This is a genomic window from Holzapfeliella sp. JNUCC 72, assembly GCF_053668685.1.
In genome coordinates, this window is record NZ_CM132220.1 from 521,288 (window position 1) to 537,277 (window position 15,990).

18 protein-coding genes are annotated in these 15,990 nt (G+C 35.2%); 10 read left to right on the plus strand and 8 right to left on the minus strand.

Going from position 1 to position 15,990, the window contains the following annotated elements:
* Nucleotides 1–233 precede the first annotated feature (233 nt).
* From glyQ to thmT, 8 genes are all read left to right on the plus strand, one after another.
* Entirely contained in the window at nucleotides 234–1,133 is a 900-nt protein-coding gene (glyQ, locus tag JNUCC72_RS02530; RefSeq protein ID WP_454144555.1) for a glycine--tRNA ligase subunit alpha, read from the plus strand.
* Nucleotides 1,126–3,195 carry a glycine--tRNA ligase subunit beta gene (gene glyS, locus JNUCC72_RS02535; RefSeq protein WP_454144557.1) on the plus strand — a complete coding sequence of 690 codons (2,070 nt, stop codon included), beginning with the start codon at nucleotides 1,126–1,128 and terminating at the stop codon, nucleotides 3,193–3,195. Before glyQ ends, glyS begins: the two co-directional genes overlap by 8 nt.
* A gap of 34 nt (nucleotides 3,196–3,229) precedes the next feature.
* The gene (gene dnaG, locus JNUCC72_RS02540; RefSeq protein ID WP_454144559.1) at nucleotides 3,230–5,035 is read left to right on the plus strand and encodes a DNA primase; all 1,806 of its coding nucleotides are present in this window, start codon (nucleotides 3,230–3,232) and stop codon (nucleotides 5,033–5,035) included.
* A gap of 16 nt (nucleotides 5,036–5,051) precedes the next feature.
* Nucleotides 5,052–6,200: an RNA polymerase sigma factor RpoD gene (gene rpoD, locus JNUCC72_RS02545; protein ID WP_454144561.1), complete on the plus strand. Its 1,149-nt coding sequence runs from the start codon at nucleotides 5,052–5,054 to the stop codon at nucleotides 6,198–6,200.
* Between the two features lie 79 nt (nucleotides 6,201–6,279).
* Nucleotides 6,280–6,963, plus strand: a complete 684-nt coding sequence (locus JNUCC72_RS02550) for a tRNA (adenine(22)-N(1))-methyltransferase (RefSeq protein ID WP_454144563.1) — start codon at nucleotides 6,280–6,282, stop codon at nucleotides 6,961–6,963.
* Entirely contained in the window at nucleotides 6,963–7,769 is an 807-nt protein-coding gene (locus tag JNUCC72_RS02555; RefSeq protein WP_454144565.1) for a Nif3-like dinuclear metal center hexameric protein, read from the plus strand. Before JNUCC72_RS02550 ends, JNUCC72_RS02555 begins: the two co-directional genes overlap by 1 nt.
* A 15-nt stretch (nucleotides 7,770–7,784) precedes the next feature.
* Complete coding sequence (pepT, locus tag JNUCC72_RS02560; RefSeq protein ID WP_454144567.1) at nucleotides 7,785–9,023, plus strand: peptidase T; 1,239 nt, start codon at nucleotides 7,785–7,787, stop codon at nucleotides 9,021–9,023.
* Nucleotides 9,023–9,208: a 2-hydroxymuconate tautomerase gene (gene thmT / locus JNUCC72_RS02565; protein ID WP_056975071.1), complete on the plus strand. Its 186-nt coding sequence runs from the start codon at nucleotides 9,023–9,025 to the stop codon at nucleotides 9,206–9,208. The genes pepT and thmT overlap by 1 nt, the downstream gene beginning before the upstream one ends.
* A gap of 37 nt (nucleotides 9,209–9,245) precedes the next feature.
* Here the strand turns inward: thmT and JNUCC72_RS02570 are convergent, their stop codons facing one another.
* Together JNUCC72_RS02570 and lepB are read right to left on the minus strand one after the other, a co-directional pair.
* Nucleotides 9,246–10,046, minus strand: a complete 801-nt coding sequence (locus JNUCC72_RS02570) for a Cof-type HAD-IIB family hydrolase (RefSeq protein WP_454144569.1) — start codon at nucleotides 10,044–10,046, stop codon at nucleotides 9,246–9,248.
* A gap of 62 nt (nucleotides 10,047–10,108) precedes the next feature.
* Entirely contained in the window at nucleotides 10,109–10,699 is a 591-nt protein-coding gene (lepB, locus tag JNUCC72_RS02575; RefSeq protein ID WP_056975069.1) for a signal peptidase I, read from the minus strand.
* A 185-nt stretch (nucleotides 10,700–10,884) separates the two neighbouring features.
* On the opposite strand from lepB, the gene JNUCC72_RS02580 reads away from it, so the two are divergent.
* Together JNUCC72_RS02580 and JNUCC72_RS02585 are read left to right on the plus strand one after the other, a co-directional pair.
* Nucleotides 10,885–11,046, plus strand: a complete 162-nt coding sequence (locus JNUCC72_RS02580; RefSeq protein WP_454144572.1) for a hypothetical protein — start codon at nucleotides 10,885–10,887, stop codon at nucleotides 11,044–11,046.
* A 116-nt stretch (nucleotides 11,047–11,162) separates the two neighbouring features.
* Nucleotides 11,163–11,807 (plus strand): hypothetical protein, encoded by a 645-nt coding sequence (locus tag JNUCC72_RS02585; RefSeq protein WP_454144574.1) that lies wholly within the window; start codon nucleotides 11,163–11,165, stop codon nucleotides 11,805–11,807.
* 495 nt (nucleotides 11,808–12,302) lie between these two features.
* Here the strand turns inward: JNUCC72_RS02585 and JNUCC72_RS02590 are convergent, their stop codons facing one another.
* The 6 genes from JNUCC72_RS02590 to JNUCC72_RS02615 all read right to left on the minus strand — a co-directional run bounded on the left by JNUCC72_RS02590 (nucleotide 12,303) and on the right by JNUCC72_RS02615 (nucleotide 15,967).
* Nucleotides 12,303–12,734: an alanyl-tRNA editing protein gene (locus JNUCC72_RS02590; protein ID WP_454144576.1), complete on the minus strand. Its 432-nt coding sequence runs from the start codon at nucleotides 12,732–12,734 to the stop codon at nucleotides 12,303–12,305.
* Nucleotides 12,735–12,769: 35 nt separating this feature from the next.
* Nucleotides 12,770–13,006, minus strand: coding sequence for a hypothetical protein (locus JNUCC72_RS02595; RefSeq protein ID WP_056975064.1), 237 nt, complete (start codon nucleotides 13,004–13,006; stop codon nucleotides 12,770–12,772).
* Nucleotides 13,007–13,019: 13 nt separating this feature from the next.
* Entirely contained in the window at nucleotides 13,020–13,448 is a 429-nt protein-coding gene (locus tag JNUCC72_RS02600; RefSeq protein ID WP_454144578.1) for a MarR family winged helix-turn-helix transcriptional regulator, read from the minus strand.
* 92 nt (nucleotides 13,449–13,540) lie between these two features.
* Nucleotides 13,541–13,807, minus strand: coding sequence for a hypothetical protein (locus JNUCC72_RS02605; protein WP_454144580.1), 267 nt, complete (start codon nucleotides 13,805–13,807; stop codon nucleotides 13,541–13,543).
* A 23-nt stretch (nucleotides 13,808–13,830) separates the two neighbouring features.
* On the minus strand, nucleotides 13,831–14,883 hold the full coding sequence (gene fni / locus JNUCC72_RS02610) for a type 2 isopentenyl-diphosphate Delta-isomerase (RefSeq protein ID WP_454144582.1): 1,053 nt from the start codon (nucleotides 14,881–14,883) through the stop codon (nucleotides 13,831–13,833).
* A 13-nt stretch (nucleotides 14,884–14,896) separates the two neighbouring features.
* Nucleotides 14,897–15,967, minus strand: coding sequence for a phosphomevalonate kinase (locus JNUCC72_RS02615; RefSeq protein WP_454144584.1), 1,071 nt, complete (start codon nucleotides 15,965–15,967; stop codon nucleotides 14,897–14,899).
* Nucleotides 15,968–15,990 lie beyond the last annotated feature (23 nt).

The window sequence follows — 15,990 nt, forward strand, 5'->3', positions numbered from 1 at the left end:
CTAATAAATGTATATCGAAGCTACAATGATGTAGATTAGTAGTTTATTGAGGCTAATTTTAAGCGACTGTGGGTCAGTGAAAGCCACAGAGTTAGCAATAAGCGAAGGGCACTACGGAGTAGTTTTACAATTAAGTAGCCGAATTTTTCGGAATTAGGGTGGAACCGCGATTAATCGTCCCTATGCATGTTTATGCATAGGTTTTTTTATTGCAAAAAAAGGAGTAAATAAAGATGAATATTCAGCAAATGATTTCAACTTTAGAAGAATTTTGGTCTTCTAAAGGTGCTATGATTATGAACGCATATGACACAGAAAAAGGTGCGGGAACAATGAGTCCTTACACTTTCTTAAGAGCTGTTGGACCAGAACCTTGGAACGCATGTTACGTTGAGCCTTCAAGAAGACCTGCAGATGGTCGTTACGGACAAAACCCTAACAGACTTTTCCAACACCACCAATTTCAATTGGTAATGAAACCTTCTCCAGAAAACATTCAAGAATACTATTTAGATAGTTTACGTGCTTTAGGTATTGATCCACTAGAACACGATATTCGTTTCGTTGAAGATAACTGGGAAAACCCATCAATGGGTGCTGCCGGTGTTGGTTGGGAAGTTTGGCTAGATGGAATGGAAATCACACAATTCACTTACTTCCAAGTTGTTGGGGGAATTGAAGTTAAACCCGTTACAAGTGAAATCACATATGGTGTAGAACGTTTAGCTTCTTACATTCAAGATGTTGACTCAGTATTTGACTTGGAATGGGCAGATGGCGTGTTATATGGTGATATCTTCAAAGAGCCAGAATATGAACACTCAAAATATGCTTTTGAAGACAGTAATCAAGAAGAATTACTAACCTTATTCAACATGTATGAAAAAGAAGCACTACGCTTAATTGAATTAGGATTAGTTCACCCAGCATATGATTACATTTTGAAATCATCACACACATTTAACTTACTAGATGCTCGCGGAGCAGTTTCAGTTACAGAACGTGCTGGTTACTTATCACGTATTAGAAATATGGCACACCGTGTTGCTTCTGCCTTCGTTGAAGAAAGACGTAAGTTAGGATTCCCATTATTGAAAAATAAAGCTCAAAAAGCAGGTGAAGAAAATGACTAAAAACTATTTATTAGAAGTTGGTCTTGAAGAAATGCCCGCACACGTGGTCACACCAACAATCAAACAATTACTAAGTAAAACTGAAAAATTCTTAAAAGAAAACAAACTAGACTATAAAGAAATTAAAACTTTCTCAACACCTCGTCGTCTAGCCTTACTTGTTGAAGACTTAAGCGAAAAGCAAGCTGATATTGATGAAGTTCAAAAAGGACCTGCTAAAAAAATCGCACTAGATGATGAAGGCAACTGGACAAAAGCTGCTCAAGGTTTTGCTCGTGGACAAAATATGAGTACGGATGACATTTATTTTGAAGACTTAAAGGGAACAGAATATGCTTTTCTTCACAAAAAAGAAGAAGGAAAACAAGCAAAAGATATTCTAGGTCAATTAGGTGAAGTTGTGATGTCATTGACATTCCCAACCCGTATGCACTGGGCAAACTATGATTTTGAATTTATTCGTCCAATTCACTGGATCGTGTCATTGTTTGATGATGAAGTGATTCCAATGCAAATTTTAGATGTTGAAGCAGGTCGCAAAACTCGTGGACACCGCTTCTTAGGCGATCCAATTAGTCTAGCAAAAGCTGATGATTACGAAGAATCTCTAAAAAGCGAGTTTGTTATTGCTGATGCAGAAGATAGAAAAGCAATTATCCGTTCTCAAATTGAAGAAATGGCTAAAGAAAACAACTGGATTGTCAAACTTGATGAAGGTTTATTAGAAGAAGTTAATAACCTTGTTGAATATCCAACTGCTTTTGCAGGTCGTTTTGATAAGAAATATCTTGAAATCCCTGAAGAAGTTTTAATTACCTCAATGAAAGACCACCAACGTTACTTTGCTGTTCGTGAAGCAGATGGTAGCTTGAGTGCACACTTCATTTCAGTTCGTAATGGGAACAAAGACCACATTGAAAACGTAGCTTTAGGTAATGAAAAAGTGCTAACAGCTCGTTTAGAAGATGCTGATTTCTTCTACAAAGAAGACCAAAAATTACCTATTTCACACTTTGTAGATAAATTGAAAAACGTGACATTCCATGATAAAATTGGGTCTTTAACTGAAAAAATGTTACGTGTTAAAGCAATTGCTGGTGACTTAGCTAAAAGATTCAACTTATCTGACCAAGAAACAACAGATGTTGTCCGTGCAAGTGAAATCTACAAATTTGACTTAGTAACTCAAATGGTCGGTGAATTCGATGAATTGCAAGGAATTATGGGACAAAGATATGCTAAATTAGCAGGCGAAAATGATGAAGTTAGTTTAGCTATTGCAGAACAATATCTACCAACTTCAGCTGAAGGTAAACTACCAAGCTCAAAAGTTGGTGCATTGCTTTCAATTAGTGAAAAACTTGATACTATCTTAACTTTCTTTAGTGCAGATATGATTCCAACAAGTTCAAATGATCCCTATGCGTTGAGACGTTCAGCATACGGTATTGTGCGTATCTTAGTTAACCAAAAATGGTCTGTTTCATTCAACCAATTGCTACCTGAATTGATTCAAACATTGGATGGGTTAACACCAGCTCGTCTAACCACATCAGAAGATACTATCAAACAAATTTCTGATTTCATCTTAGACCGTGTTAAACAATACTTAACAGTTCAAAACTACAAATATGATGTTATTGATACTGTTATGCACTCTGTCCAAAATGATCCACTACAAGTGATTGAAGCAGCTAAAGTATTGAATGAACATCACCAAGATCCTGAATTCAAATCAGTTGTTGAATCCTTAACACGTATCAGCAATATTTTACAAAAAGCACAATTTAATGGTAATGAAGCAGTAGATGAAGCCTTGCTTCAAACAGACTCAGAAAAACAATTGTTAGTCGCAACTAACGATATTTTGAGCCAAAATGTTAACTTGCCAGAATTATATAAACAATTAGTTACAATCGAACCATTGATTGAAGCTTACTTTGAAGAAAACATGATTATGGATAAAGATGAAGCTATCAAGAAAAACCGTTTAGCACAATTGAACAAGCTAAACAAATTAGCACACCGTCTAGGAGATGTTCAACGATTAGTCATTAAATAACTTCAATTGTAAGTTAGCAGTTGGGGGAGTTAAAATGGCACAATTTATTCCTGAAACATTTATTGATGAGGTTAGAACGAACACTGATATTTTAGATGTTGCAAGTCAATATATTCAGTTTCAAAAAAAAGGTAAGAACTATTTTGGACTTTGCCCATTTCATGAAGAACGAACACCGTCATTTTCGATTTCTGAAGAAAAACAAATTTTTCATTGTTTCAGTTGTGGACGTGGAGGAAATGTCTTTAAACTCTTGATGGATATTGAGAATCTTTCATTTCCGGAAGCTGTTTTAAAGGTAGCACAAGATAATAACATTCCTATTCCCTCAGACGTTCAAAGTACCACGACTAATAAGCAAGAACGGTTACAAAGTCATCCGCTTAGACAAGCTTATCGAGAAGTAAGCGAGTTATATCATCATATTTTGATGGTCACGGATTATGGTAAAGAAGCTTTAAACTACTTAATGAATCGTGGAATGACTGAGGCAACAATTAAAGAATTCCAGCTTGGATTTGCACCACCCAGAGACATTGTTTATGATTTCTTACTTAATAAGGGGCATCAGCCAGAAGATTTAGCTAATTCAGGACTGTTTATCAATAGTAATTCTGATGAAAAACTACGTGACCGGTTCAAAAATCGAATCATGTACCCCATTTCAGACAACTATGGCAATGTTATTGCATTTTCAGGACGAACGCTAAGAGACGATTCTGACGAACCTAAGTACTTAAATAGTCCAGAAACTGACATCTTTAATAAAAGTAAGACATTGTTTAATTATCAAAAAGCCAAAAAGAACCTTAGACAAAGACAGTCGATGGTTCTTTTTGAAGGTTTTATGGATGTTATTAGTGCGTATGAAGCAGGTGTAAAGACAGGGATTGCTTCAATGGGAACAAGCCTTACTGATCAGCAGATTTATCTGATTAAGCAAGCCACTTCTGATTTGGTTATTTGCTATGATGGTGATAATCCTGGGATTAAAGCGACCAATCGAGCTATTAAATTACTCGACAAGAAGCAGCAATTCAATCTTTCGGTGGTTTTACTACCAGATGGGCATGATCCAGATGATTTTATTCGTAGTTATGGCAGTGAAGCTTTTGTTAATCAAGTTAATGGTGCAATGACAACCATTGATTTTGGGTTACAGCTATTACAAAGACACTATAACTTAGATAATAATCGTGAAAAAATAGAATTTGTGAACTCAGCAGTGAGCTTGATTGCGCGTAGTCATACTGAAATCACGCAAGATTTGTACAGTCAAAAACTAGCAGAGTTAACACAGTTACCTATTGAAACAATTAAGAATGCTGTTCTTTCTGAAAGTCAAAAACAACGACGACAAGTTTCAAGAAAGCCTTATCAAGAACAACAACCAGAACCAAAAAAACAAGATTTCTCAAAGAAATTATCAGCACTTGAAATTGCAGAAGTTAGATTAATTTATTTGGTTTTGAGATATGAAGAAGTGAATGATTTTGTCATTCAGCATCAATATGAGTTCAATAACTCAGAATTAGGCGCTATTTTTAAAGAATGGCAAACGTATAAACAGTCGACAGATAATCCCACAATTTCAGGGTTTATCGATTTTATTTCTGATGACTTAAAGCGTATAATAGTAGCTATAGAGATGATGCAAATGCCTGACTATTATTCGTCAAAAGAGCTTGAAGATTATTTAAGTCGATCGATTAAAGAAAAGCAAGCGCAACAGTTGCAGAAATTGCGAGCTCAGTTGAATGAAGCAAAACGTCAACATGACGAACAACAAGAGCTCGCATTGACGCAGCAGATTATCGAATTAAGGCGTTTATTGAATTAATGTAGGAGGTATTTCTATGTCAGAAAACAAACAAACAAAAGTTACAGATCAAACCTCTAAAAGTGCTACTAAAGGTAACACTGAACTTGAAAAAGCGGTTAACCAGCTAGTTAAAGAGTCTAAAAAAACAAAAGAGTTAAAAGAAGTTGATTTTGCTGATAAGCTAGTTCACCCATTTAAACTAACAAAAACAGCAATCACTGAATTAGTTCGTCAATTTGAAGATAATGGGATTGGAATCGTTGACGAAAAAGGAAACCCTTCACAATTAGCTTTGAGTAAAGAAGAAGCTATTAAACAAGAAGAAATTCAAGATTTATCAGCACCTTCAAGTATCAAAATTAATGATCCTGTTAGAATGTACTTGAAAGAAATTGGACGAGTACCTCTTTTGAATGCTGACCAAGAAGTGAGCTTAGCTCATCGTATTGAAGATGGTGATTTGGAAGCTAAGCAAGAATTAGCTGAATCAAACTTACGTTTGGTAGTTTCCATCGCTAAACGTTATGTTGGTCGTGGTATGCAATTCTTGGATCTTATTCAAGAAGGGAACATGGGGCTAATGAAAGCGGTTGATAAATTTGATTACCGTTTAGGTTTCAAATTCTCAACTTATGCCACATGGTGGATTAGACAAGCTATTACGCGTGCGATTGCTGACCAAGCACGTACAATTCGTATTCCTGTTCACATGGTTGAAACGATTAATAAGTTAATCAGAATTCAACGTCAATTACTTCAAGACTTAGGTCGTGAACCAACACCTGAAGAAATTGGTGCAGAAATGGATATGGCACGTGATAAAGTTCGTGAAATTCTAAAAATTTCACAAGAACCGGTATCACTTGAAACACCGATTGGTGAAGAAGATGACTCTCATTTAGGAGACTTCATCGAAGACCAAGAAGCCACAAGTCCTGAAGACTATGCTTCTTATGAATTACTAAAAGAACAGTTAGAAAATGTATTGGATACATTGACTGATCGTGAAGAAAATGTACTTCGTTTACGTTTTGGACTAGATGATGGTCGTACACGTACTTTAGAAGAGGTTGGAACAGTCTTCAAAGTAACACGCGAACGTATTCGTCAAATTGAAGCAAAAGCTTTACGTAAATTGCGCCATCCTTCACGTTCAAATCAATTGAAGGACTTTTTAGACTAATTGTCAGAAAAGAACTTGATAACATTGTTACCAAGTTCTTTTTTTGTGTTAAAATCATGGATAGATATGGGGAGATATGATGCATTCAAAACGTTTAGAAGCTATTGCAGACTTAGTTAATCACAATCAAAAATTAGCAGATATTGGAACAGATCACGCTTATTTACCAATCGACTTAGTTGAAAAAGGCGTTATTTCAAGTGCTGTTGCCGCGGATATTGCAGAAGGACCGTTGAATAATGCCATTGAAAATATTCAACACCATCAATTAGATAACCAAATATCAACGCGACTTGGCAACGGACTAGTACCGTTTTCAAAAGAAGATGATATTGAACAAGTGGTAATCGCTGGAATGGGCGGTAAGCTAATTGTTGATATTTTAGAAGAAGCCAGCCAAAGGCAGCTTTACTTTGATACCTTGATTTTAGAGCCTAATATTGGTGAAGAAGAAGTCAGACAGTGGTTAGTCGCTCATCAATACGAAATCATAGAAGAATCGATTGTTAAAGAAGGGCGCCACATTTATGAAATTATTAAAGCCGAAAAATCAGAAAATGTGGTCACTTATTCTGAAGCTGAATTGTTATTTGGTCCAGTTTTGTTACAAAAAAAACCAGAACTTTTTGTGCAAAAATGGCAACATAAAGCTGAAACTTTAACTAATATTTTAGGACAGTTGAAACAACATGCTGAAAATAACCAAGCTAAAATTACTGAGTTTGAAAAAACAGTTAAATTGATTGAACAGGAGGTTTTATAATGGTTCAAGCTAAACAAATTATTGATCGCATTGAACAATTTGCACCACAAAACCTAGCGTTGGATAAAGACCCAATAGGATTACAAATTGGTAATCCTAATCAAGAAATCACAAAAATTATGACGACTTTGGATGTTCGTCCAGAAGTTATAGAAGAAGCAATTAAAAATGGTGTTGATATGATTTTTAGTCATCATCCATTAATGTTTCGTCCAGCCAAGAACCTTGACTTGTCTAATCCGCAAAACGCGATGTATGCGCAAATTATTAAGCATGATATTGTCGTTTACTCAGCTCATACTAATATTGATATGGCTCCTGAAGGAATGAATGATTGGCTAAGTCAATGTTTAAAACTATCTGACGTTCAGCCGTTTGCTTTTGAGCTAACACGTGGTAATACACCTATGGGAATTGGTCGAAAGGGGCAATTGCCACAAGAATTAACTTTGACTGAGCTTTCACAAGAACTAAAACATGTGTTTGGATTACAAGGATTACGTTTAGTTGCTGCAAATCCAGAACAAAAAGTTAAAACAGTTGGTATAATAGGTGGAGATGGTGGAAAATTCTTTTTAGATGCTGTAAAAAATGAGATTGATGTTTTAATCACAGGGGATGTTTATTACCATACAGGACACGATATGCTCAGTTACAACTTACCAGTTATTGACCCTGGTCATCACATCGAAGCTATCTTTAAAGTGAAAATGGCAGAAAAATTGATTGATTGGAACAAAGAAAATGACTGGAATGTTAATGTGATTCAGTCACAAATTTCAACGGATCCCTATCAATTTATTTAAATTAAGGAGAATATTATGAAGTACAATGATTTAACTTCACGTTTTTTGAAATATGTGAAGCAAAACACACGTTCAGATGAAAATTCATCAACAGTTCCTTCTACTCAAAGACAAGTAGACTTTTTGAATAATTTGAGAGCAGAACTTGAAGAAATTGGCTTAAGTGATATCTTTTATAATGAAAAAAATGGCTACTTGACTGCTACAATCGAATCAACTACTGATAAAGACGTGCCAACTATTGGTTTTATTTCACACGTTGATACAGCAGACTTTAACTCTGAAAATATCCAACCACAGTTAATTGAAAACTATGATGGTGTCTCAGCCATCAAGCTAGGTGAGAGTGGTTTTTACTTAGATCCTAAAGAATTTAACAGTCTAAATAAATATGAAGGTCATACACTTATTACAACTGATGGAACAACCTTATTAGGTGCTGACGATAAATCAGGTGTTGCCGAAATTGTGACATTTGCCGATTACTTGATTAAGCATCCAGAGATTGAACACGGTAAAATTCGTATTGCGTTTGGTCCAGATGAAGAAATTGGAACAGGAGCAAACTTATTTGACGTTGATATATTTGACGCTGACTTTGCTTATACTGTAGACGGTGGACCAGAAGGTGAACTAGAATATGAAACTTTCAATGCAGCTAGTCTGAAAGTTGAAATTCAAGGAAAAAATGTTCACCCAAGTACAGCTTACGGTGTTATGGTCAACGCTAGTTTATTAGCGATTGAATTTAATGATCGATTGCCTAAAAACGAAGTCCCAGAAAAGACAAAAGATCGTGAAGGCTTCTTCTTATTAACAGACATGTCAGGTAACGTTGATCAAGCTTCACTTTCTTATATTATTCGTGATTTTGAAAAAGATGGGTTAACTCGTCGTAAAGAACTTGCACAGCAAATTGCTAAGGAAATCAATGACTCATTAGACACTGAACGAGTATCCGTAACAATTCAAGATCAATACGCTAATATGTACGAAGTTATGAAAGACCATATGTATGTGGTTGACTTAGCACGTGAAGCTATGCATAATTTAGATATTGAAACAGATGAAAAAGCAGTTCGTGGGGGAACAGATGGCTCAAAGATTTCATTCATGGGACTACCAACACCTAACTTATTTGCAGGTGGGGAAAACATGCATGGTCGCTATGAATACGTTAGTGTTCAAGTGATGGAAAAAGCTGTCGATGTCTTACTAGAAATTGCAACTTTAAATACTAAAGGAGAAAAATAATGCCTATTGTACACATTGACTTAATCGAAGGACGTTCACCTGAACAATTAAAAGGTTTGGTGAAAGACGTAACTGAAGCTATTGCCAAAAATACTGGTGCACCACAAGAAAACGTTCATATCGTTTTAAATGAAATGAGAAAAGACAACTATTCAGTTGGTGGAACATTGAAAAGCGACCAATAATAAAAAAGCTACTGGACAAAACGTCCAATAGCTTTTTTTAATTTAATTTAAAATAGTTTTCCAAGTAACGAGCGACACCATCTTCATCATTAGTGAATTCAGTAACATCTTTGGCAATTTCTTTTAGATGACTAGAAGCATTAGCCATTGCAACACCCAAACCAACGGATTGGAGCATTTCGTAGTCATTTTCTTCGTCACCAAAGGCGATAATATCGTCATTTGAAATGTTGAATTGATCGGCTACATAAAAGACGCCATCTGCTTTGTGAACCTTCTTAGACAAGATTTCAATACCTTTAATATGTCCTTTCCAAACATGCATGGAAAGGTTAGGATAGGCTGTTTTGATTTCTTTGGCTAAATCATCAGGATCTTCACTGAATAACATGACTGAAATAATTTCTTGAGGATAAGAAGTTGGAAGTAGGTCTTCTTCAGTAACCGTTCTTGGAAAGAAATCAATGTCAGGATTAGCAACTTTATTAACCCAAAAGTAGTCTTTAGATTCAACGGTTAATAAACTAACTTCTGGACGATTTTCAGAACGTTTGATGACATCATCAACAACATCTAAATCAAGCCCGACAACGCGTTCTTTGTCCCATTCTTCGTAAGGTAAGTGAACCAGCCCACTGTTGAAATTAACCATAGGGGTATTCAGACCTAATTCTTTGTAGATATGCTTACTGATTTGAAAAGAACGACCAGTTGCTAAAATTACACGGTGTCCTAGTTGAGTCACTTTAGATAAAGTCTCTTTTGTTCTTTGTGAGACTTTTCCTTGACGGTTTAAAGTTGTGCCATCAAGATCTAGTGCAATTAATTTTTGTTTCATTATTTTTTACCTCTTTTCATTGAATTAAACTAATAAAAAACTTGCTGTTTAATTAGCAAGTTTCAGAATGTTCGCATTGTATTTAATGGCCAAAAGCGCCATAGAACTTTAGCTTCAATTTGGCTTTTTGAAACTGGACCAATGATTCGGCTATCTTTTGATACGCTACGGTTATCTCCCATAACAAAGTAGCTATCGGCAGGTACAGTTGTTTCAAAGTCGTTTGTAAAGAGTGAATCAGGGTTGGTGGCCTTAAATTTTGCTTTTCCACCATCTAAGTAAGATTCATCTAATTGTTGACCATTGATAAACATTTGATCGTTTTTGGATTCGATTTTTTCTCCAGGAAGCCCCACAATACGTTTTATGTATAATTCTGTTTTGCCGTCGCTTGTTGGCACTTTTACGATGACAACATCTCCACGACCAACACCAGGATTTCGTAAAGCAATTAAGTTATCTCCAGATTCAAATGTTGTCTGCATAGAGGTTCCAGACACTGTTTCCTTTTCTAAAACAAAAGTAAATAATGCACTGAATAAACCAAAAATCACAATAAATGTAATCACAAATTGAAAAAAGACCTTAAGCCAAGAATCTTCAGTTTGTTCTTTACGCTCGGCACGCTTTGGCATATTTTCGTTATCTGACAAGTTTTTCAACTCCTAATTTTATAGATTTCAATTCACATTATACGCATTTTTTTGCGTAAATGTCAGAAATTCCGCAAAATTATAGGAATGATAATTAAATAGTATGAAAAGTTATTCAAGTTGGTTAATATTTACCAAGCAATTAGTGTTTACGTGCTAATATGGCAGTAGTTAGGGGGATATTTATGAATAAACAATTTAATTTGTCTACACCTACGAATGGTAAATTATCCATTTATGCAGGCCTATTTAAAAAGCCGGTAAATGTTAAAGCCGATGTTAATATAGAAACAGGAAAAGTCGAACTCTTCATTGATCCTGAAGATTTAGAGAAGCTAAAAGACTAGCAGAAATCTGCTAGCTTTTTTTGTGTGTTTGTGAAGTTAGACTTGATAACATTAAGAGAATGCCAAATAAGGAGGAGTTAATAATTAAGAAGATAAGGCAATTTATTTCCATATTTATGGTTAATTTAATCCTAGTAATGTCATTGTCTGGTATTTTACTCAAAAGTCAAGTTAACGCAAACGACAGTGCACAATTACCAAAATCAACGCATTTTTTGATAACTAATTCAAATGAATCTTATAGAAAGCTAAATGCAGAAATTGAGAGGCTGAAAGGCCAATCATTATCCAAAACAGCTTATGATGGACACCTTCAAACCTTATTCAATAAGTATGAAGGTGCAGAGGCAACTTATACTAAGACTGATTCACTTACGTCAAAATTAGCATTAGCTGTTTTGCCTCAGCGTTCAGATGTTAAAGAGATTATCTATAATGGTGGAATCAACTCATTTGCGACAACAACTGAGGGACTTCGTTACTTTTCCGAATATTACAGTACGGTAGCTTTAGTTGGTGGTGGTGCAGGACTTGCTTTAACTGGAGCATCAGCAGGCGCAGCGTTAGGACCTGTAGGTTCATTAGTTGGTATAGTTGGTGGCGTAGTTGCAACAATTATTTTACATTCTAGATATAGTGAGGCTCAAAAATTGTACAAAAAAATGATTGGTAAAGGCTTTCAATCTGGCGGTGTTAGAATGACGTTAACTGAAACCTTTGCCATCTCAACACTATATACTGATAAAACATGGTTTATTTAATTTGTATTGATAGTTAACGAAAGGATAAATATGCCAACTTTAATAATTATATTAGTACTTTTGATAGCTGCCATCGTTTTAAATACGATTGGATTGAAAAGGAAAAAAGTAGATCCGAGCTTGTTGATGGTTGTCAGTGTGATTACGTTTTTGGCAATTATACTAGCGGTTGTTTATTATATACATCTAGGTTCGTTGCCGCTCAGTTAATATTCAAGTCTAACCAAGTAGTATTATTTAATCAATTATGGCATAACTATTTTTCAATTTATCAAACAAATTTTGATTCTCAATTAAAAAGTGTTAAGGAATCAGTTGTTTTTACTGAAGGCAGCGATAATATAGCGCCAGGTCAAAGTATAGAAGGCGTTTTACAATTTAATTTGTATACTAATTTTTATCGTGTGAGAATTAATTTTACACCTGAATCGGGTGGGGAAATATTTGAAGAATCAATTAACATTATGCAGTAAGTCAAAGGCTACATCTTTTTTATTATCGTAATGCCAATTTTATTCTTTTCTTTAAACGGCCTTTATTCTTTAGTTGAGTTAAGTCAAACCCACCAATCTCATTACTTTTCGCAACATGTGTACCACCACAGGCTTGTTCATCTAATCCTTCGATTTTTACCAGTCTAACGTGGCGAACGCTTTCTGGAATCAGATTAGTATAGGTTCTAATCAAGTCTTCGTGACTTAATTCCCCCCGATCAACTTCTTCACTAGAGATAACTAAGTCTTGCTTAATTAGATTATCAATTGTTTCTTTGAAACTTTCCTTATCAAGATTATCAGGAACACGATCTTCAGGGAATTGTATTTCTAAACGAGCATGGTTCTCTTCAATAGCACTACTTTTAGCTAGTACACCATAATGATTATACAAATAACCGGAAACTAAATGTAAAAGGGTATGATAGCGCATATTACGGAATCTAAAATCCCAGTCAATATGTTCAACTACATGCTGTGCGTTAAGAGGCAGTGCTTTGTCGAGATGATAAACTGCATGGCCATTGTCATCACGGCTAAAGTTTGTTCACTATTAACTTCTAGCCAAGCCTTATCACCAGGTTGCCCGCCACCGCCAGGATAGATAATCGAACTGTCAAGAGTGACAGCCATGCCGTTATCATAAAATGATGTGATAGTAGCATCATGAGTGTCTTGATAACTATTAATTAAAAATTGTTCCATGTCTAAAATCTCCTTATTTATGATGAGTCTTTTTAAAAATTTTTTCGATAGTTGCCATGCTTTGTTCAAGTTCATTGATTTCTGAACTTGAAAGCACTTTCAAATTATCAGCAACTTGATTGTCTGATTGCTCTTCAATATGATTATTCAAATCTTGTCCTTTATCTGTTAAATAAAGATGATAAATGCGTAAATCTTGTTTATCTTGTTTTCTTTCAATTAAGTCATCTTGTTTTAATTTTCTCAAAATGCGACTTAAATAAGTTTTATCAATACTTAGAATGGGTAGTAAATTATTTGAAATAATACCTTGATTTCTACCGATTTCACCTAAAACGCGCATTTCCAATAATGAATATTTTAAATCAAAAACATGATTATTAAAAACACCCAATATCTGCGTGTAGAATCGGTTAAAGTGACGAATATTTTGAATAGTCATAGCATTACCTCTAGCTTTTTGGATAAACAATACTTTACAAAACTAGTTGCATTTTGTCAACTAGTTTTGTGTTAAAAAAGAAGGTTAATAATTTAACCTTCTTTTTTTGTTTGTCTTTTAACCATTCGATATAACTTTGCAGTTCCAAGAATGGTTAAGCCATAATCTGCTTTGATTTTATCTAGTGCCTCTCTCGGAGATAGTGTTAAGTAAGCAGTTTGGATATTTTTGAATTCTTTTTTTGAAGCGAGAATTTGACGTGCTTTAGCATTAGCTTTTTTATGATCAATCAGCTGGCGTACGATACTGAATAGGGCACCTATAAGTAGTAATATTCCAATAATAAGGTAAATATTCAATGTTTGGCTCCTTATTGTTTTATTTATCGAAAATCATGACGTAATTGCTGACGATAATTTTCAAGTTCCAAGTGATAATATTTTTTGATTGTTGAAAATTGGACAGGACTTTCAACACCATAGACGGCACTTAATTCTTTAAGATGGGTGATAAAAGTCTGAAGAAAGTGTCTAGCTTCTTCATAACCATGACGTTCAAGTTGATGAAGCAAAATCCCGCTAATCCCAACAGCCTTTGCACCTAAACTGAGACACTTCAAAGCATCTAGCGGTGTTTTGATTCCACCAGAAGCTAGGTAGTTCAGATTAGTTTCATTAGCATTAATCAGTGATTGAAGGGTTGATAGGCCAATATCACTTAAATAGCTGTAGTCATGTTCAGAGCGTCTGAAGTTTTCAATTTTAGCAAAATTAGTTCCGCCAGAACCACTCAAATCAACGGTTTTGAATCCTTCTTTTTCTAATAAAGCCAAAGTAGCTAAATCAAACCCAAATCCAACTTCCTTGATAATCAAAGGGACCGCTAGGTTAGCTTGCAATTGCTTTAAATTATCTAGCCAAACAAAGTCACGATCACCTTCGGGCATAACAATTTCTTGAACAACATTAACGTGAACTTGAACCGCATCAGCTTGCATAACTGAGACAATATGATTAGCGTCTTCAACTGAGACAAATGGGTTAATATTCGCCATAACCAATCCATTTGGGTTTTCTTGACGAATAATAGAGAAACTACTTTCTTGTTCGGGCTCTTTTACTAGAATAGAAGCAGAGCCACTGGCAATCCCAATATTGAATTCATACGCAAGTTGTGCGAGTTGTTGATTGATTTTAGCTGAACGATTAGATCCACCAGACATCGCATTAATATATAAAGGGACACTAAGTGTTCGATTAAATAAGTTGGTTTCAAGATTAACATTATTGACTTTGGTTTCAGGTAGGGTAGGGCGAATCAAACTTAATGAGTTGAATTTGTCTTGCTCTTGTGTTTCTTTATAAAAAATTTCAGCGAGAGACAGATGCTCATCTTTTCGATGTGAGCGAATACTTTGCTTGTGTTCAGGTTTCATAAGTCTATCCTTCTTAAAGAGAGTGTACTTTAAAATCTAGCGGTGTAATGTCTTCATCCAGCCACTGTGACTTCATTTGGTCAACAGTTGTGTGAGAGTCCGCAATGACAATAGCGCAATCACCATTTCCGGCACCTGAGGTTTTAGCGGCACCATGGTTGAGTTCAGCAATTTCAATTAATTTCGTTAGCTTTGGAATTTCAATCTGTACGTGACTCATGTCTGCAAGTGATTGAAGTAATAAACGATTGTAGCGAATTTCATTTTGAATTTTTGAAGTGTCGCCTGTTTCAAAGCCTTCAATCATACGCAAGATACAGTTACGCGTTTCGTTTACGAAGTTTTGATACTTTTCAGGGTATTTAGTTTTAGCTTGATCAGTTTTGTCAACTAATTGAGAAGTATAGGCGGGGATACCGCTCCAACCAATAATCAGCTCTAAGTCTTTAGGTGGTGTTAATAATTTGATTTTTAGCTGTGGCCAGGCAAGATTTAAAACGTCAGTTAAAGGTCTATTTTCAAGCTCGGCTAAAACAGATTTTTTGTCAAAAGATTGATAAGCAATCCAACCACCATATACACTAGCTGCAATATCACCTAGTGAGCCATTTCCTTGAACTTTAAGATGAGCAATAGCTGCTAATTTGAAAACTAAGCTTTTGTCTAGCTTCACGCCATAAAAACTCAAGACAGCTTTAACAGTTGCAACAGTTACTGCGGCAGAAGATCCTAGACCGTATTTACGACCATCTTTAGCATCAAGTTCACTATTGATATTCAAATCAAAAATATCCAGTTCACCTTGGTTTTCTAATACATATTGTTCGGCGTAGTAAATCCCTGACAAGATAAAGTGGAAGGGGTTGTCGCGGTTATCTAAAACCATCTTGTTTTCTTCACGTGTCCAATGAACAGCATCTTGGGAGTATTGTTTAGAATGAATTGTTCCCACATGTTTTTTACTTTTGTTGATGCTAACACTCACGAACTCGTCTAAAGCAACCAAGATAGCAGGACTTGTTTCTTCAAGAACGGCATATTCACCTGCTATATAGAGTTTTCCTAACGCATATTCTGTAATCAAATTAATTCCTCTTTTTTTATTTT